The sequence below is a fragment of the Leeuwenhoekiella sp. A2 genome (assembly GCF_047946655.1).
Taxonomy (GTDB): domain Bacteria; phylum Bacteroidota; class Bacteroidia; order Flavobacteriales; family Flavobacteriaceae; genus Leeuwenhoekiella.
Window position 1 is genome coordinate 2,283,965 of sequence record NZ_CP172311.1, and the last position, 19,564, is coordinate 2,303,528.

The window sequence follows — 19,564 nt, forward strand, 5'->3', positions numbered from 1 at the left end:
TTGCTTACAAATCCTAAAACAACGATGAAAACAAAATTAACACTACTTTTTATAGCCTTTGTTGCAGGTACTAGTGCAGTTATGGCGCAAGCTACCGAAGAGTGTATAACGACAATGTCTATATTTTCAGAACACGCTAAAGTGAAGAATTATGACGCTGCTTACGAGCCTTTTATGAAGCTGCGTAAAGATTGTCCTAAAACCTCTTTTGCTCTATATCAATATGGAGAGCGTCTTTTAAATGACAAGATAGACAAAGCAACTGGTGCAGAGAAAACAGCTTTCGCGAAAGATCTTATCGCAATGTATGAGGAGAAATATGCAAACTTTCCTGATAAAACAGAGCAAGGTTCAAATATTTCAGATATCGCACAAGTGATGTATGATAATGGTATTGGTACTAAAATGGAACAATACAAAAAATTTCAGGAAGCTTGGGATACAGATAAAAAATCGTTCACAAATGCAAAATCACTTTATGTGTATTTTACACTTGCGGTAGAGCTTCAGGAATCTGGAGAACTTGAACTTCAGGATATATTTAACTTGTATGATGATATTCAGGGTAAAATAACTGAAGAGCAAAACAATTATGCAGAAAACATGCAGCCTCTAATGGAGAAAGAAGAAGCTGGAACAAAATTGACTTCTAAAGAATTACGTTCTAAAAAGATTGCTGAAGGAAATCTTGAGAACTACTCTAAGGTTGCCGGTGCAATAGATGGTAAATTAGGTAAGCTTGCAGATTGTGATAATTTAATTCCTCTTTATCAAAAAGATTTTGAAGCTAAGAAAGATGATATTGACTGGATCAAGCGTGCGGCAGGTAGAATGTCTGGTAAAGAATGTACAGAAGATCCTTTATTTATAAAGCTTGTTGAGCAATTAGATAAATTAGAGCCTTCTGCTAAGACTGCTTATTACTTAGGCCAGCTTGCTGAGAAAAGTGGAGATAATGCAAAAGCCTTAGAATATTATGAAGAGTCTGCAAATCGTGAGACTAATAATGATGATAAGGCCAGAGTATTAGGCCGTATAGGTGATAAAATGATGAGCAAGAATAGCTACAGTAGTGCAAGGTCTTATTACAGAAAAGCATTACAGGCTAAGCCTTCAGCAGGTATTTACTACCTGAAAATTGCTCAAATGTACGCTGCTAGTGCAAATAACTGTGGTAACTCAGTTTTTGATAAAAGAGCCGTATACTGGTTAGCTGCAGATTATGCTGCAAGAGCTGGAAGAATAGATCCTGCTTTAGCAAGCCATGCAAATGCAACTGCTGCCAGCTATAGAGCTAAAGCTCCAGATAAAACGATGATTTTTAATGCTGGTAACCAAGGGCAGAAAATTAATTTTAACTGCTGGATAGGAGAGAGCGTTACTGTACCTAGTCTTTAGGTGAAGATAAAATCTCAATACATATTATTAAAACTGGTCACAGCTTTTGCTGTGACTTTGTTTTTTAGCTGTGCTAATAAATCTGGAGAGATACAGCGCTTTAGGCAAAAGGCAGACGGTCCTTCTGCAGAAGGTGAAGGTATTGTTCTTAAATACACAGACTCAGGAAAGGTAGTGGCTACTCTGCGCACGCCTTATATGCTTGATTATAGTATGTCAGATTTTCCTTATCAGGAATTTCCCAGAGGTGTAGAGGTGACTTTTGTTGATGATAATAAAAAAGAGAATTTTATAACATCAGATTATGCCATACGTTACAAAAGCAATGATCTTATAGATCTTAGGCGTAATGTGGTTTTAATTACTAGTGACAGCACAATTTTAAATGCATCTCAGCTATTTTGGGATCAAAAGAATAAATGGGTTTTTACAGATAAGCCTTATACTATACGTTTTCCTGACGGCTCCTTAAACAATGGTAATATGTTTGACAGCAGTGAGGACTTTAAAATTTTTATATCTTTAGATAATCAGAGCAAAATGTATTTAAAAGATGCACAATTAGGCTCAGGACAAGACAGTTTGCAATGACAAGATTTTTTAAATTTTTTGAATACGCCTACCTGATTTTTGCGGGACTATTCATTTATGAAACAATACGTATCTGGCCAACAGAACGCAACAGAGCCTATCTTTTTATTTTCTTTACAGTAGTAGCGTTAGGTATGTTTTTCTTTAAAAAGCACTTCAGGAAGAAATACGAGAAAAATAAACAGGATTAATTGTATTGATGGAGACAGAAGTCTTGATTATCATAATTTCGCTAATACTTTCAGCCTTTTTCTCTGGGATGGAGATCGCTTACGTATCATCTAATAAGATACATATAGAGATCGAGAAAAAGCAAAACGATCTTATAGCTAAAGTATTAACCCGTCTCACTGAAAAACCTTCAAAGTTTATCGCGACTATGCTCGTGGGTAATAATCTGGCTTTAGTGATCTATGGCTATTTTATGGGCGCCATTTTGCAAAACTGGATAGAAGGAGTGAACTTTGACTTTGAGTGGTTAAACACCTTCTTGAAAGAATTTAGTTTACTTACACAAACCATCATTTCTACTCTGGTAATTTTGTTTACAGCAGAATTTTTGCCAAAGGTCTTCTTTCAGATTTATGCGAATTCGCTGCTTAAGATTTTTGCAGTGCCAGCCTATTTGTTTTATCTGCTTTTCAGTTTTATATCGTCGTTTATCATTTGGATCTCAGACAAAGTTTTAAAACGATTTTTTAGAACTGAAGGTGATGAAGTGCAGTTGGCATTTACAAAGGTAGAATTAGGAAACTATATAACAGAGCAGATGGAATCTGTAGAAACCCACGAGGAGTTGGATTCTGAAATACAGATCTTTCAAAATGCCCTTGAATTTTCTGAAGTTAAAGCCCGCGAAGTAATGATACCGCGTACAGAGATGATAGCCGTAGAGAAAAGTGAGACACCGGCCGCTCTCAATGCTTTATTTACAGAGACAGGTCTTTCTAAAATATTGATCTACAAAGAATCTGTAGATGATATTATAGGCTATGTACATTCTTTTGAACTATTTAAAAAGCCAGAATATATCACTCAGGTTTTAATGCCTGTTATTTTTGTGCCGGAAACGATGCTTATAAAAGATATTCTGAATATTCTTATTAAAAAGCGAAAGAGCATCGCAGTAGTGATAGATGAATATGGTGGTACCAGCGGTATGATGACTGTTGAGGATATTGTTGAAGAACTCTTTGGCGAGATAGAAGATGAGCATGATAGCGTCGTGCTTATAGAAGAGCGCTTAGGCGAAAATAACTATAGGTTCTCTGCTCGTCTTGAGGTAGATTATATAAATGAGAACTACAAACTCGATCTTCCTGAAAGTGAAAACTATGGTACTTTAGGCGGTTTAATCGTAAATCATACTGAAGGTATACCTGAAGAAAATGATATTGTAGATATAGACGGATATCAATTTCATATTCTTGCCACATCTAATACTAAAATCGAGCTTGTAGAAGTCAAGGTATTAGAAGAAGATTAGACTTATTCACAACAAATTTTATTTTGATTGCTTTCGGTTTTATTTTTTCATTTAAAATGGTATTTTCGCCCCCTAATTAATAAAAAATAGTTAACTGATAAAAGCGGGTTTTTTTGACTGATGTCGCGTGAACCAAATCAGCACTATTGAGAATCAACAAGGTTCTTAGATAACATACTTATAAAAATGGCAGTTTTAAACAAGATTAGACAGCGTTCAGTATTCTTAATCATCATCATTGCACTTGCATTGTTTTCTTTTGTGCTTGCAGATGTTCTTAAGAGCGGTGGATTCTCATCACAAAAATCACAACGCGTTCTGGCTGTAGTAAATGGTCAGGAGATAGATCAACAGGATTTTGCGCGTAAAGTAGAGGTGCAAACGAGCAGATATGGTTCTGCAATGACTACTACTCGTGCAATGAATGCAGTATGGGATCAAGAATTGAGAAGTTTACTTCTTGATGATCAACTTCAAGAACTTGGTATTACCATAGAGCAGGACAGGTTAAACAATATCTTAAAAGATGCGTTGCAGGAAGATCCTCGTTTTCAAAACGAAGATGGTACTTTCAGCGAAAGCAAAATGAGAGAATTTGTAGCTACATTAAAGTCTACAAATCAGGATATGTATAACCAGTGGGTAGAATATGAGAACCAACTGGCAAAAGGAGAGAAAGAGCGCATTTATTTCAACCTTGTGAAAGCAGGTGTAGGCGCAACCTTAAAAGAAGGAAAGCTTGCCTATGAAATGGAAAATAATACGCGTGATATAGAATATGTACAGATTCCTTATTCTTCAATTCCAGATGAAGATATTGAAGTGACTAAAGATGATGTGCAGAAATATATCAATGCTCATAAAGAGGATTATCAAACTGAAGCTACAAGAAATCTTCGTTTTGTGAAATTTCAGGAGAAAGCAACATTAGGAGATGAGAATCAGGTAAAAGATGAAGTTGCTGCTTTTTTAAACAGTAAAGTTGCTTATAACGCTGCTGCGAAAATAAACGATACCGTAACCGGTTTTGCAAAAACCGCTACCCCGGAAGAATTTGTGAATGAATATTCAGATCTTCGTTTTGATGATAGATTCTTCTTCAAGGATGAATTACCTGCAGCTATCAAAGACAGCATCTTCGATCTAAATGTAGGAGATGTTTACGGGCCATATAAAGACAATGGTTTTTATAAGGTTTCCAGAGTTGTTGCTGTAAAGCAATTACCAGATTCAGTTAAAGCATCACATATTTTATTAACCTATGCAGGTTTGCAAAATGCAGGTGCAGAAACAAGAACTAAAGCTCAGGCTAAAACGCTTGCAGATAGTCTTGCTGCTGTTATAAAAAGTAATCCTTCTAAGCTGGCAGAACTTGCTCCTGAATATTCTGCAGATGGTGGTAGTCGGGATAAAGGTGGTGAGCTAGATTATGCGCCAAAGAATATGTACGTGCAGCCTTTTAATGATTTCATTTTTGAGGGTGAAAAAGGTGATATTGGCGTAGTAGAGTCAAATTTTGGATACCACATTATTCACATAGAAGATCAAAAGAACAAGCAACGCGCTATAAAAGTTGCTACTGTAGCAAAAGCTATAGAGCCATCTCAAAAGACGATTAACGATGTCTTCACAACAACCACTAAGTTTGAGATGAGCACTAATGCAGATAAACAAAAGTTTAGTGAGATCGCTAAAGACAGCAATTATGTTGTGCGCCCGGTAAACGGCGTTAAAATATTAGATGAGAATATTCCTGGTGAGGGAAGTCAGCGTGAGATCGTAAGATGGGCTTTTGAAGATGAAACTAATACAGGAGATATTAAGCGTTTTCAGGTAGAAGATGGTTACTTGGTAGTACAACTTACTAAAAAAGGAGAAAAGGGATTAATGAGCGTAGAAGATGCATCTGCTCGTGTAACTCCTCTTGTGCGTAATGAGAAGAAAGCAGAACTTATAAAAAATAAGATTTCTGGAACCGATCTTCAGGCTATTGCCAAAAATCAAAATGTAACTGTTCAAACAGCATCAGCATTGAATCTTAAAAACCCTACTATTGCAGGAGCTGGTACTGAGCCTAAAGTTGTAGGCGCTGTTTTCTCTTTAAAAGAGGGACAGGTTTCTGCTCCTATTGTAGGAAACAGAGGTGTATACGTTGCAAAAGTTACTAAAGTGAACCCGGCTGCAGCTATGGATAATTATACAAGTTTTGCAATGCAGCAAACAAGTGCAAATCGTGCAGCAGTAAGTAATAATGTAGTACAGGCGCTAAAAGATGAAGCAGATATAGATGATAGAAGATCTAACTTTTATTAATTAAGACACCTTTTATTATTGTAAGAAAACCACTCTTAGAGATTATTCTTAAGGGTGGTTTTTATTTTAAGATCATTTGAGAAAAGGGAATGATCGTTTCATAACCTTTCTTTTTAAAATAGGTCATGTCTTCTTCACTTCCGGTGGCCATTACAAAATCACCACCCCAGCCACCTAGACTTTTTACTATTCCGCTATTATAATCTGAAAATAAAACTGACTGTACAGTTGGCGAATTTATAAGCTCAGAAAGGAGGTTTTCATGTGTTTTAAGCAGGTTTTCAAAACCAGATAGATTATCACATTCTAAAATCTCGTAAGTAAGGTCAGTAATTGCCGTTTTTACCCGATTTAATGCCGTTTTAGGCTGATTTTTATAAGATGCTATAGCATCACGACTATTGCGCTTCTGGTTGAGATAAATAAAGAATATGCGGTCTGCAAAATCAGGTTGAAATTTTACAGCCTTAACTTCCGGCTTATCGTGTTTTATCTGGTATAGAATGGGAGTGTTATTTTTCGCGCAGGCGATATCATAGCCGCTGCCTCCAAATGTGCTGTTTAATAATTCGTAAGCATTAATTTCTGCCCATTCAGCAATACTATTTATCAAAGTAGAAGATGTACCAAGACCCCAGTTTGTGGGGAAATCTAAGTGCGTTGTAACTTGATACTGAAAATCATCTTTGAGGAAATTAGTGTTTAGACGCTTAGCTTCTGCTAAAATCTGAAGTAGACGCTCTTCAACAGAAGCCGGCTTTGAGTCTTTGTTGTAAGCAATTATTTGTTCGGCGGAAATGAACGTTTCAAGCCAGGTGTTATTCTTGTGATCCAGACTTCGCCAGCTAATGCCGTTTTTACTTCCTTTATCAACTGTAAGTGATTGGCCATATCTCGTAGGTATCGCCAGAGCCTGAGCGCCATCAAGAACAACATATTCACCGGTTAAGAGTAATTTGCCATTGCTGTAAAATGTTTTGCTCATTGTCTATAAGCTTCTACCAGTTCTATAACAGCGTTGTGAGAAACCTGTGCAGTTTTAAAATGCTCTATGGCGCGTTCCTTTTCAGAGTTTGTAGCTTCCAATTGATTTAAGATATTCATCAAATGCATTTTCATATGCCCTTTTTGAATTCCTGTAGTTATAAGAGATTTTACAGCGCCAAAGTTTTGAGCAAGTCCTGCAACGGCAGTAATCATCATTAATTCTTTGGCCGATGGATTTCCCAGAAGTTCAAGATTTAATTTTACCAGTGGGTGCAGTTTTGTGAGTCCGCCCACAGTTCCTAATGCAAGCGGAATTTCCATCCAGAATGTGAAAATGCCGTTTTCTATTTTAGCATGAGTTAAGCTGCTATACATGCCATCTTTAGCCGCATAGGCGTGAACTCCTGCTTCTACAGCTCTAAAATCGTTTCCGGTAGCGAGCACAACGGCGTCAATACCGTTCATGATACCTTTATTATGTGTGACGGCGCGATAAGGTTCTACTTCTGCAATTTTAACCGCCTGAATAAACTTAGTAGCAAAAATTTGGGGGTCTATATCATTTTCAGCCAGATCTTCAACAGGGCAGCTCACGCTAGCGCGTACAAGGCAGTCTGGAACGTAATTAGACAAAATACTCATCACAATTATCAATTCGTTCTTCAATTGCTCTTTTTGCTTATAAACGTCGTATTCTCGTGTAAGCGTTGCAGCAAGTTGCTCAAGGCAGGTATTGATAAAATTAGCGCCCATCGCATCTTTAGTTTCAAAGGTGCAATGAAGCTGGTAATAATTATTGAGTTCTTCTGTTTTGTTTCTAAGTTCTATGTCTAGCAGGCCACCACCTCTTTTTTCCATGCTGGTGGTAAGTGGTTTTGTTTCGGCTATTAGTTTTGGTTTGATCGTATTAAAAAACTCTTGCAAGTCTGTTGATTTCCCTGTAAAGGTAAAATGCACATGACCTATTTTAGTTGTGCCCAGAATTTCGGCCTTAAAACCACCGCGATTCATCCAGAATTTTGCTGCTTTACTTGCCGCCGCGATCACAGAGCTTTCTTCTATTGCCATGGGGATAGCATACGCCTGATCGTTGATCATAAAATTAGGCGCAATACCCAGCGGTAAATAGTAATTAGAAATGGTGTTTTCTATAAATTCATCATGCAGCTGTTGCAATTTCTCATTGGTATTCCAATACTGTGTGAGAATGCCTTGAGCGGAAGGATTATCGCTGAGATAAGTTTGGGTTAACCAATTTATTTTTTCGGTCTTAGAAAGTTTAGAAAAGCCTTGAATTGTTTTGGTCATAGCAGACAAAAAGGAGATTTTATGCACAAATATACCATTTTTACTATGCTACAGGCAGATTTTTAGAATCTCGTACAACCTGGGTTTACAGGATGAATTGTTACTTATTCATAGTTTAAAATGCAGTGTTAAAGCAAAATATCACTGAGAATTCTTAAATGAAAGCGTCTTACGCTTTATATCTCTTAGGCTTTTAACAGCATAATCGCCCTTTCTTTGCTTATTTTTTAGTAAACTTGGCGATCTATTTTTAAGAAGTTCACATAATATGAAGTTGAATCTGCAATGCGTCATCGTTTTCTTCCTGATGACCTTTGGGGCAACCGCCCAAAAAAAATCTATAACCCTAGAAGAAATTTGGAATGGTACTTTTAGAATGGAGTATATGGATCGTTTGCACTCCATGCAGAACGGTAAAGAATACTCTCTTTTAAATTATGACCGGTCACAAGGTAACCGCACCATAGATCTCTATAGTTATGAAACAGGTGAAAAACTGCGCACCATCGTTAGCGCTGCAGATTTGCCAATAGAGAATTTTGTAAGCTATGATTTTAGCAAAGATGAGAGCAAGATATTACTGGGTACTAATGTGAGATCTATTTTTCGCAGATCCTCAATAGGTGACTACTACGTCTACGATACAGCCTCTAAAAAGCTTACTAAAGTTGCAGATCAACCTATACAAGAACCCACATTTTCACCTGATGCGTCTAAAGTTGCCTACGGTGTAGACAATAACCTTTTTATTAAGAATCTTGTCTCTGGTGAGACGCTACAATTAACAAAAGATGGCGAGAAGAATAAGATAATCAATGGTATTAGCGATTGGGTTTATGAAGAAGAATTTTCTATTGTAAGAGCTTTCGACTGGAATCTTACAGGAGATAAACTTGCGTTTATAAAGTTTGATGAAGAGGCGGTACCAGAATTTTCTATGGATGTTTATGGGACTGATCTTTATCAAAAACAGGATGTCTTTAAATATCCTAAAGCAGGTGAGCCTAACTCTACAGTAAGTCTTCACATTTACGACCTGGAGACAAAGGTGATAGCAGATGTAGATCTATCTCAATATGAGAATTACTACATCCCACGACTTCAGTTTACAAATGAAGATGATATTCTTGCAGTGCAAACCTTAAACAGAAAACAGAATAAGCTTGATCTTATTTTTGTTGATGCTTCACAAAACAAAGCTTCTCGTATACTTGAAGATACAGATGCTGCTTACGTTGATGTTACAGATAATCTTACTTTTCTAGATGACAATAACTTTATCTGGACAAGCGAGAAGGATGGCTGGAATCATATTTATCTGTATGATAAAGCAGGAAAGCTTAAAAACCAGATCACAAAAGGAAACTGGGAGGTAACTTCTTATTACGGCTATGATCCTAAAACAAATCGTGTTTTCTACCAAAGCTCAGAGAATGGATCAATAAACCGCGGAGTTTATGCTGTTAGGCTGAATGGGTCTAAAAAACAGGCACTTTCTGCCGAAAAAGGTACTAATAATGCCGATTTTAGTACAGATTTCACCTATTACATCAATACTTTTTCTGATGCCGAAACACCATATGTGTTCACACTCAACAGGGCTAAAGACGGTAAGTTGATAAGAAAGATAAAAGACAATACTAATTTACAGAATCAACTGGGTGAGTATGAGATTTCACAAAAGGAATTTTTTACACTGCCCATAAACGGGGAAGATCTCAACGCCTGGATGATAAAACCTAAAAACTTTGATCCTAATAAGGAGTATCCACTTTTTATGACTCAATATTCGGGTCCCGGTTCACAAAGTGTTGCAAACAGCTGGAGCGGATCAAATGATTACTGGTACCAGATGCTTGCGCAAGATGGTTACATTATTGCTTGTGTAGACCCACGTGGAACGGGTTTAAAAGGGCGTGATTTTAAGAAAATGACTCAAAATGAATTGGGTAAATATGAAGTTGAAGATCAGATCGCTGCTGCGAAATTATTAAGCGAGCGTGATTATATTGATGCAGACAGAACAGGAATTTGGGGCTGGAGTTATGGCGGTTTTATGTCTTCTAATTGTCTCTTTCAGGGGCCAGATACGTTTGAAATGGCAATTTCTGTAGCGCCGGTTACAAGTTGGAGATTTTATGACAGTATTTATACAGAGCGTTATATGTCTACCCCTCAGGAAAATGCTTCCGGTTATGATGATAATTCGCCGTTGAGCCACGTGGGGACACTTAAAGGAAAGTATTTATTGGTTCACGGGAGTGCAGATGATAATGTACATGTGCAAAATACCATGCGATTAATTGAAGCTTTGGTGCAAGCTAATAAGCAATTTGACTGGGCAATATATCCTGATAAAAATCACGGGATCTATGGGGGGAATACAAGATTGCATCTTTATACCAAGATGACCAATTTCATTAAAGAGAATTTATAATATACTAATTAGGAAAATATGGAATTTAAATATGGCGGTTCTGCCACAAATCAAAAAACAGTTTTAGGACATCCGTCGGGTCTTTTTGTTCTCTTTTTTACAGAGATGTGGGAGCGGTTTTCTTACTACGGTATGCGTGCTTTGTTAGTGCTTTTTCTGGTTACTTCTATTATAGATGAAGGCTGGGGCTGGGAGCGTGCAGATGCGCTAATGTTATACGGGTGGTATACTGGTTTAGTTTACTTGACGCCTATAATTGGTGGTTTGATTGCAGATAAGCTAATGGGTTATAGAAATGCAATTATTTTAGGTGCATTTTTGATGACTTTAGGTCATGCTTCTATGGCTCTCGAGATATTTTCAGATCCTTTTTTCTTTATAGGTCTTGGTCTTCTTATAGTAGGTAATGGATTATTTAAACCCAATATTTCTTCAATCGTTGGTCAGCTTTATAAAAGTCAGGGTAAGGAGAAAGATGCCGGTTATACCATTTTCTATATGGGTATAAATGCAGGTGCCTTTTTAGGTATTTTGCTTTGTGGTTATATAGGAGAGCAATTAGGCTGGCATTATGGTTTTGGTCTTGCAGGTGTATTTATGTTTTTTGGTATGCTGCAGTTTTATTACGCCCAGAAAATATTCGGAAAAATAGGTTTGTCTCCATCGGCTTATAATGATTTTGAGGCTAGTGAAGAAAATCCCGCAGAGCAGGAAGAAGAACTTAAAGAAGTACAAGAAGATGCAAACCATGCCACAGTAAGACGCGATCGCCTTATTGTTATAGGTGTATTTGCATTTTTTACTATTTTCTTCTGGTGGGCATTTGAGCAGGCAGGTGGTTCTATGACATTATTTGCCGCAGATTATACAGATCGTGTTCTTGAAGGTAATGGTGCATTAATATTTAAAATAGCTAATACGTTACTCACTGTAATTCCTGTGGGTATAATTAGTTGGGTTTTAATACGACTATTTAGACAAACATTCTCAAAATATGCTTTAGCAAATATTTTATTGGGAACCAGTTTTGTTATTATCTGGGCAATTGTAATATGGATGCTAGGCAGACAATTTGCAGATGAAGCACCAGAAGTACCTGCATCATGGTTCGGAATTCTCAACTCATTTTTCATTATCACATTTGCACCGCTTTTTTCTAAGATATGGCAGAGTAAACTAAATCCATCAGGGCCGGTTAAATTTGCAATTGGTCTTATACTGGTAGGGCTGGGATTTGCTATTCTTGCATTTGGTTCTATGGGTATACCACAGGGAGCAAAAACGGCTTCTGTAAGCATGATATTTTTAATTCTCGCCTATCTCTTTCATACTTTGGGTGAGCTATGTGTATCACCGGTAGGTCTTTCTTATGTAAGTAAACTTGCTCCGGTAAAACTGGTGGGTCTTATGTTTGGTGTTTGGTTTGTAGCCAACTTTATTGCTAACTTTTTAGCAGGTCTTACAGGAAGTTATCTTGATCCTATTGTAGAAGATTATGGTATGACAACTTTCTTTTTAATCTTTACTTTAATCCCAATAGGTGCCGGAATATTGATGCTTTTAGGAAGCAAGTTGCTCGTCAAGATGATGCACGGTATTCGTTAATATTTTATGGAATACCTTTTGCTTTAATGTTGAGCATAAATAAGATATTATGAAAAAAAATGTTTTACTCTTATTTCTGATTTTAGCTTCTTTCTGGACGAAAGCCCAAGAGATAAAATGGATGAGTATGAACGACGCTCTGGCTGCCCAGAAGAAAGAACCTCGTAAGATTTTTATGGATGTTTTTACAGATTGGTGTGGACCCTGCAAAATGCTTGATAAGAATACCTTTCATAATGCAGACGTAGTAAAATATGTGAATGCTAATTTCTATGCTGTAAAATTTAACGCAGAAGGGACAGAGAAGATAAAATATCAGGATGAAGCTTATGGCAATCCCAATCACGATCCTAACCGCAAGGGGCGTAACAGCCAGCATAATTTTGCGCAGGCAATGGGCATTAACGCTTACCCAAGCATGGTTTTCTTTGATGAAAAAGGGAATTTTATACAGCCGTTACCGGGTTATTTAACACCAGAGCAGCTGGAGATCTACCTTAAGATAATAGCTTCAGATGATTTTAAGAAGATAACTACTGCAGAAGAATGGGAGAAATATCAATCTAATTTTACCGGAACCTTTAAAAGCTAAGCTTTTTGGTCGAGTAGAGTTTGTGTAAAAACATGGCTTTAGAACAGGCTGACGACTAAATAACTTTAAAACTCATAATATCCCTTTTCATACGTGCTGTGAAAAGGGATATCTTTTTTAATACATGTAGCTTTCCATCGGGTTACATAACTGCGGTAGTTGCTGCCATCTGCAATGACCTTCACGTGGGGATAAAGTTTTATAAGTCGGTCAAGATTTATCTGTGGGCTTTCAGTCAGAACTACAAAATCTGGCTTTAAATGGGGCACATTATAAACCTCTGTGCTGTCTATAAGCAATATTTCATTTCGCTTAAAGCGAAAGTAATTCTGTATTCTTTTCTCTTCAATAGTTTTGGCCTGAGTGTTCTCGAGAAAGGCATTGATCTGATTTTCAAAATTTTCTAGCGGAATCGAATCACGATGATAAACAGCCAACTTCTGCCCAGCCTCTTCTATTAAAAGCGACTGTCGATTTTTGTGTAAGACATACAGTTCTGATCTGGTCTGCGATTTTTTGAAGATAAGTGCGATTATCAGGATCAAAAAGGCGGTAAGTGTTGTTATAAATCTTTTATAACTGTACTTTTTTAATAGAAATATAAAAGGAATTATTAGGAGATAGCTTACTGAAAGCATTAATGCAGAAAAGGTGATGTGTTGAAATACCAAGTTCTCAAAACTCGCAATCAAACTTATAAAATCATTGAGACAGGTGATCATAAAATTGAAAACCTGCAAAACAAAGTCGGGCAAAATATGAAATAAACCGAGAAATAAAACCAAAACACCGCAGCTTAAAATCAGCCCTAGAACAGGTAAAATCACCAAATTTGATACTAAAAACAGCCCCGGAAATTGATGAAAATAATAGATGCTTAGCGGTAAAACTCCTATTTGAGCAGCAATACTCACACTAAATATACCCCAGAAAAGCTTGGTTAAGAAAAATTGTGGATTCCATAATTTGATAAAAAGTGGTTGTACCCATATTATAAAGAATACAGCGAGATAACTGAGTTGAAATCCTACTTCATAAATAAGTGAAGAATCAAAAAGCAGCAGTACAAAAGCCGAAAAAACCAGAGCGTTTAAACCAGCATTTTTTCGATTAAAGTAAATGCCAATTTGAATAAAGCTAAACATGGTCGCCGCTCTAAGAACAGAAGGAGAGAAGCCTGTTATAAACGCAAACATCCAGATCACAGTAATTATAAAAACCGTGCGACTAAGTTTAATTATGGGAGTATTGCCCAGAGGATTCAGCAAGAATTGTAGCAGCAGCATAAAAATACCCACATGCAACCCTGAAACTGCCAGGATATGTATCATTCCGGCGGCAGCGTAATCTTCGGTAAGATCTGTTGATAATTCTTGTCTTTGACCGAGTAATAAAGCCTCAATTACTACCCGATTTTTAGCATTAATCAGCCGATTTTCAATACTTTTTTGGAGGTTTTCTCTAAATACTGCTGCGTAACCTTTAAGGGTTTTTACTTGAGTATTTAGCACATATAACTGATTTGTATTGATAGAAATCTGCTTATAAACTCCTTGTTTGTTGAGGTAATTCTTATAATTAAATTGGTAGGGATTTTTGGGTGCAGGTACTTTTGCAATTTCTGCTGCCAGAAAATAGGTGCCGTCAACTTTTAATTCTTCAGATCTGTCTAGGCTGTCTTTATAAAGGTAGACCAGAACTTTACCGGAAGTTTTCTTTCCGGCTAGTTCATTTAATTCGGCATAAAATCTTTTAGCATATATACCGGGTTTTAGAACTTCTTTAATTGTGACTATTGCCCCTGATTGTGCTGAGAAATGTATGTTTTCGTAATGAGAGACAGTGTTTAAAGGGTCCTGTAGCTTTGAGGTTAATATTCCCAGAGAAATAAAAGTTACTACCGTAAGTACAGCAAATGACCACGAGTTGATTCGCTTATAAAAAGTATAGAGATGGGTGCTAAAAAGGACTAAAAAAGAAATGAGACATATAACCCCTATCTCTAATGCCGAAAGGTTAATATAGGGTGAGAGGAGGATGCCCAGCAAAAGGGCCATTGTGATAAAAAGTATGGTGTAGTTAAAACCTTTCATTGTAAAACTCACTGCGGAACTTTACAATAATAACCAAAAAATCAATCTTTTAGATGATTCTGCGAGCTTCTGTGTAGGCATTGTTCCAGTAGCCTTCATTAAGCGATGAGATTATTACGCCTTGCGAAGTTGTAGAATGGATAAATAAAATCTGCCCGGGTAGAATATCTACAACCATACCCACATGGTTTATACGGCTACTTCTGTTAGTTTTAAAAAATAAGAGATCACCCACATGCACCGCATCTGTTTTTATTTCTTTTCCTACGCTGGCCATATCACGGCTTACTCGAGGGAGGGCAATATTTTCCTGCTGGTAAGCAACATAGACTAGTCCGCTGCAATCCATACCTTTTGATGTTGTACCGCCAAATTTATACCGGGTGCCTTCAAATTTTCTGGCGTTGTTCACAACATTGATCAGTAGTTGATCTTTAGGTAATGAGTTTTCGGTTCGCGTTCTTTTTACTGCTGCGGGTACTTTTTTAGAACTGCCGCATGAAGTTAATACGAAACAAAAAATCATAAACAGGATTGCTGCCTTCTTCATTCTTTTTCCTTTTTCAATGACTTTACAATTAATTGTGCTGTTTTCTTACTTGCGCCACGACCACCTAATTTTTTCTCGAGATCCCAATAATCAATAAATAAACGAGCTCTTTCATAATCATCTAAGACACGACCGAGTTCTTTTTTTACACTTGAGGTATTAAAATCATTCTGGATTAACTCTTTTACGACCTCTTTGTTCATGATCAGGTTAACCAACGAAATATAATCTAATTTTATTACACGCTTAGCGATCTCGTAAGAGATGCGGCCTCCTTTATAACATACAACTTCGGGGACTTTAAAAAGCGCTGTTTCAAGAGTGGCTGTACCTGAAGTTACTAACGCTGCAGATGCGAGACTTAGAATGTCGTACGTTTTATTCATCACCAGATGTACTTGCTTTTTGTGCAGGTAAGGCGCATAAAATGATTCATCCTGACTGGGTGCACCGGCGATTATAAATTGATATTGAGGAAAGTCGTCGATAATGCTGAGCATGACCTCAAGCATTTTTTGTATTTCCTGCTTTCGGCTTCCGGGAAGAAGCGCGATTATCTCACGTTCATCGAGATTATGTGTTCTTCTAAAAGCATCAGGAAGAACCTGCTTGCGATCACTAATGGCATCGATTAAAGGGTGACCTACAAAATGTACCTTAAAATCGTGCTTTTTCTCATAAAAATCCTTCTCAAATGGCAAAATAACGTACATCTCATCAATGTCTCGTTTTATCGCTTTTATGCGGTTTTCCTTCCAGGCCCAGATTTGTGGTGAAATATAAAAATGATTTGCAAATCCTTTTTTCTTAGCCCACTCTGCAATGCGCAGGTTAAAACCGGGATAATCTATGTAGATAATCACATCTGGCTGGTAGTTGAGAATATCTTTTTTACAAAACGCCAGATTTTTAGTTATCGTCCTCAAATTCATCACCACTTCCAGAAAGCCCATAAATGCCAGGTCCCGGTAATGTTTTACAGGCTCGCCACCCACGGCAGCCATTAAGTCACCACCCCAAAACCTAAACTCTGCCTGCTTATCTTCTTTACGCAGGGCTTTCATTAGATTAGAGGCGTGCAGATCACCACTTGCTTCTCCGGCTATGATATAGTATTTCATTTGTTTTGCTTTCGCGAAAGCGGACTATTTAAAATCCCAGCTGTTTAATTCTTTAATAAAATGGTGTGCCGTAAGATCAAACTGTACCGGCACTACAGAAACATATCCATTTGCAAGCGCCCACTCATCTGTATCTTCACCTTTGTCTTCATTTACAAACTCCCCGCTTAACCAGTAATAATCTCTGCCCTGGGGGTTTGTGCGCTTGTCAAAATCTTCTACCCATTGTGCATTTGCCTGTCTGCATACTTTAATACCCTTAATTTTTTCTGCAGACAATTTTGGGATATTCACATTAAGTACAATTCCTTTTGCAAGACCATTTTTTAAAACACTTTTTGTGATGGTCTTTACAAAAGACTCACAATGCTCAAAATTGGCCTCGAGTGAATAATCAAGTAAAGAAAAGCCAATTGCAGGTATACCTTCTACGCCGGCTTCTACTGCGGCGCTCATAGTACCAGAGTAGATCACATTAATAGAAGAGTTTGAGCCGTGATTAATGCCGCTTACGCACAGGTCTGGTTTACAATCCATAATTTCCTGAGTTGCGATCTTAACACAATCTGCAGGCGTACCAGAGCAGCTGTATTCTTTGTGCTTTACATTCTCATCCTGTTTTATGGGGTCGCAATAAATTGTGTCATTTACAGTTATAGCATGGCCCATACCGCTCTGCGGACTATCAGGAGCGACTACAATTACATCGCCAATGGTTTTCATTATTTTTATGAGAGCGCGTATGCCGGGAGCAGTTATGCCATCATCATTTGTTACTAAGATCAAGGGCTTTTTGTGAGCCATAAAGTGTTTGGTTTATCTGTGCTAAAATACTAAATTACCAAGCCATACGGCACCCTTTGGTTTAACAAATAATTATTAGCCGTTGTGCCCTGTGGCACGATTTTTAATGTAGATTGCTAGAAAGAATGAAAATGCGAAGTGTTATGATAAAAAATTTTAAGGTCCTGGTTCTTGCCTTTCTTTTGGCAGCAGCCTCATGTAGTTTTACAACCAGCGACACAGACCCCGGAAAAGATAAATTACTTATAAGTCTTATATCTTACGTTCTTGAAAGAGGACATTATGATGCTAAAGAATTTAATGATGAGTTCTCTGAAGCAGTTTATAAAGATTACATAGACGCTTTAGACCCTTTAAAAAGATATTTTCTTGCCAGCGATATTAAAGAATTTGATGCTTACAGAGATAAGATAGATGATGAGATAAGAGATGAGGATATTACTTTCTTTGATCTTACCTATAATCGTTTACGTCAAAGAATGGAAGAAGCTAAAGGTATTTATTCTGAAGTCTTACAAGAACCTTTTGATTATTCTGAACAGGAAACTATAGATACAGATTACGATAAGCTGAGTTATGCTAAAAATGAGAAAGAACTTAAGGAAATCTGGAGAAAGCAATTAAAATTTAATGCGATTGGCACCTTCTATGACAATATGGAAGAAGAGCAGAAAAAAGCTAAAGACGATGCTTCATACACTCAAAAAACCGATGAAGAATTAGAAAAAGAATCAAGAGAAACAACTTTAGGCTCTTTAAAAGAATACTTTGATTTTGCAGATGAACTTGAGCGTGAAGATTACTTCTCTGTCTATATTAACTCGATTGTAGAAGAGTTTGACCCGCATACGTATTACTTCGCACCAGTAGATAAAGATCGTTTTGATATGCAAATGAGCGGTCAGTTTCAGGGAATAGGCGCTCGTTTACAAAAGAAAAATAATGAAGTACGCGTTACCGAAATAATTTCTGGAGGTCCTGCCTGGAGAGGTGAGGAACTGGAAGAGGGTGACGTTATTTTAAAAGTTAAACAACAGGATGATGAAGCAGCCACAAGTATTGTAGGTATGCGACTTGATGATGCTGTAGAACTTATAAAAGGCCCTAAAGGAACTCAGGTTACTTTAAATGTGAAGAAGAAAATTGATGGTGGTATAAAAAACATCACAATTACCAGAGATGTTGTAGAGCTTGAAGAGACTTATGCAAAATCATCTGTTGTAGAAAAGGACAATAGAAAATACGGCGTTATTAATTTGCCTAAGTTCTATTTTGATATGCAGAATTCACAAGAGCGCAACGCGGCTACAGATGTGAAAAAAGAGATCATACGTTTAAAAGATCAGGATGTACAGGGTTTAGTAATCGATCTTAGAAATAATGGCGGTGGTTCTTTATCTACTGTTGTTGATATTGCGGGCTTATTTATAAAAGATGGTCCTGTTGTACAGGTGAAATCTAATGGTCAGGACAGCGAGATTTTATCAGATAAAGATGAAGCGATCGTTTGGGATGGTCCCTTAGTAATTTTAGTTAATGAGATTTCTGCTTCTGCCAGTGAGATTCTGGCTGCTGCAATGCAAGATTACAAACGTGCTGTTATTATAGGTAGCAAGCAAACTTATGGTAAAGGTACCGTACAAAATGTGTATGACCTTAACAGGTGGTTACGTCAAAACGATATGGGCGATATGGGAGCCTTAAAAATAACAACGCAAAAGTTCTACCGTATAAATGGTGGTTCTACACAACTTGAAGGTGTAAAAAGTGATGTTGTTGTACCAGATAGATACAGTTATATTGATATAGGTGAAAAAGATCTTGAGAACCCTTTACCATGGGATAAGATAGAACCTGCAGATTATAAAATTTGGGATGGTTACATAGATTATGATCAGACCATAAGGAGCAGTAAAGAAAGAATGGCTAAAAACAAACAGCTTCAACTTATCGACGAGAATGCAAAGTGGATAAAAAGCAAACAAGGTGAAACAGTATGGCCATTGAATTTTACCGATTATAAGAACAGAATGGCAGAGAATGAGAAAGAGGCAGAACGATTTGATGAGTTAGAAAATTATAAAACACCGCTTACTTACGAATCTCTTCCTTATGAAAAGGAAATGTTTACAAAAGATACAATTCTACAAGATAAACGTGACAGATGGCACAGCAGTCTGGCAAAAGATGTTTATATGGAAGAGGCTATAAATGTATTAGAAGATTTAAAAGTCAATAATATTAAACATGGTAAATTTGCAGACGTTAGGGACTAAAAC

Annotated in this window: 15 protein-coding genes; 9 read left to right on the forward strand and 6 right to left on the reverse strand. The window is 37.1% G+C overall.

Going from position 1 to position 19,564, the window contains the following annotated elements; genetic code table 11:
• Positions 1-24: 24 nt before the first annotated feature.
• From ACH3PA_RS10020 to ACH3PA_RS10040, 5 genes are all read left to right on the forward strand, one after another.
• Positions 25-1,398, forward strand: a complete 1,374-nt coding sequence (locus ACH3PA_RS10020) for a tetratricopeptide repeat protein (protein WP_416444612.1) — start codon at positions 25-27, stop codon at positions 1,396-1,398.
• Positions 1,399-1,989 carry an LPS export ABC transporter periplasmic protein LptC gene (gene lptC, locus ACH3PA_RS10025; protein ID WP_416444610.1) on the forward strand — a complete coding sequence of 197 codons (591 nt, stop codon included), beginning with the start codon at positions 1,399-1,401 and terminating at the stop codon, positions 1,987-1,989.
• The gene (locus ACH3PA_RS10030) at positions 1,986-2,180 is read left to right on the forward strand and encodes a hypothetical protein (RefSeq protein ID WP_416444608.1); all 195 of its coding nucleotides are present in this window, start codon (positions 1,986-1,988) and stop codon (positions 2,178-2,180) included. Before lptC ends, ACH3PA_RS10030 begins: the two co-directional genes overlap by 4 nt.
• An 8-nt stretch (positions 2,181-2,188) precedes the next feature.
• Entirely contained in the window at positions 2,189-3,475 is a 1,287-nt protein-coding gene (locus ACH3PA_RS10035) for a hemolysin family protein (RefSeq protein WP_416444606.1), read from the forward strand.
• Between the two features lie 186 nt (positions 3,476-3,661).
• Positions 3,662-5,788 (forward strand): peptidylprolyl isomerase, encoded by a 2,127-nt coding sequence (locus ACH3PA_RS10040; RefSeq protein WP_416444604.1) that lies wholly within the window; start codon positions 3,662-3,664, stop codon positions 5,786-5,788.
• 61 nt (positions 5,789-5,849) lie between these two features.
• Here the strand turns inward: ACH3PA_RS10040 and ACH3PA_RS10045 are convergent, their stop codons facing one another.
• Together ACH3PA_RS10045 and ACH3PA_RS10050 are read right to left on the reverse strand one after the other, a co-directional pair.
• Positions 5,850-6,773 carry a GYDIA family GHMP kinase gene (locus tag ACH3PA_RS10045; protein ID WP_416444602.1) on the reverse strand — a complete coding sequence of 308 codons (924 nt, stop codon included), beginning with the start codon at positions 6,771-6,773 and terminating at the stop codon, positions 5,850-5,852.
• Positions 6,770-8,083: a hydroxymethylglutaryl-CoA reductase, degradative gene (locus tag ACH3PA_RS10050; RefSeq protein ID WP_416444600.1), complete on the reverse strand. Its 1,314-nt coding sequence runs from the start codon at positions 8,081-8,083 to the stop codon at positions 6,770-6,772. The genes ACH3PA_RS10045 and ACH3PA_RS10050 overlap by 4 nt, the downstream gene beginning before the upstream one ends.
• 268 nt (positions 8,084-8,351) lie before the next feature.
• Here ACH3PA_RS10050 and ACH3PA_RS10055 point away from each other — a divergent pair, with 268 nt between their 5' ends.
• Genes ACH3PA_RS10055 through ACH3PA_RS10065 form a run of 3 tightly spaced genes read left to right on the forward strand, consistent with a single transcriptional unit; the run spans position 8,352 to position 12,717 of the window.
• Complete coding sequence (locus ACH3PA_RS10055) at positions 8,352-10,520, forward strand: S9 family peptidase (RefSeq protein WP_416444598.1); 2,169 nt, start codon at positions 8,352-8,354, stop codon at positions 10,518-10,520.
• An 18-nt stretch (positions 10,521-10,538) separates the two neighbouring features.
• Positions 10,539-12,125 (forward strand): peptide MFS transporter, encoded by a 1,587-nt coding sequence (locus tag ACH3PA_RS10060; protein ID WP_416444596.1) that lies wholly within the window; start codon positions 10,539-10,541, stop codon positions 12,123-12,125.
• Positions 12,126-12,174: 49 nt separating this feature from the next.
• Positions 12,175-12,717 carry a thioredoxin family protein gene (locus ACH3PA_RS10065; protein WP_416444594.1) on the forward strand — a complete coding sequence of 181 codons (543 nt, stop codon included), beginning with the start codon at positions 12,175-12,177 and terminating at the stop codon, positions 12,715-12,717.
• Positions 12,718-12,782: 65 nt separating this feature from the next.
• Here the strand turns inward: ACH3PA_RS10065 and ACH3PA_RS10070 are convergent, their stop codons facing one another.
• The 4 genes from ACH3PA_RS10070 to surE are packed head-to-tail and all read right to left on the reverse strand — an operon-like array spanning position 12,783 to position 17,285.
• Positions 12,783-14,822: a ComEC/Rec2 family competence protein gene (locus ACH3PA_RS10070; protein WP_416444593.1), complete on the reverse strand. Its 2,040-nt coding sequence runs from the start codon at positions 14,820-14,822 to the stop codon at positions 12,783-12,785.
• 37 nt (positions 14,823-14,859) lie between these two features.
• A complete protein-coding gene (locus ACH3PA_RS10075) occupies positions 14,860-15,360 on the reverse strand; it encodes a C40 family peptidase (protein WP_416444591.1) in 501 nt (166 codons plus the stop codon).
• Positions 15,357-16,481: a lipid-A-disaccharide synthase gene (lpxB, locus tag ACH3PA_RS10080; RefSeq protein WP_416444589.1), complete on the reverse strand. Its 1,125-nt coding sequence runs from the start codon at positions 16,479-16,481 to the stop codon at positions 15,357-15,359. The genes ACH3PA_RS10075 and lpxB overlap by 4 nt, the downstream gene beginning before the upstream one ends.
• A gap of 24 nt (positions 16,482-16,505) precedes the next feature.
• Positions 16,506-17,285 (reverse strand): 5'/3'-nucleotidase SurE, encoded by a 780-nt coding sequence (gene surE / locus ACH3PA_RS10085; protein ID WP_416444587.1) that lies wholly within the window; start codon positions 17,283-17,285, stop codon positions 16,506-16,508.
• Positions 17,286-17,428: 143 nt separating this feature from the next.
• Here surE and ACH3PA_RS10090 point away from each other — a divergent pair, with 143 nt between their 5' ends.
• Complete coding sequence (locus tag ACH3PA_RS10090; protein WP_416444585.1) at positions 17,429-19,561, forward strand: carboxy terminal-processing peptidase; 2,133 nt, start codon at positions 17,429-17,431, stop codon at positions 19,559-19,561.
• Positions 19,562-19,564 lie beyond the last annotated feature (3 nt).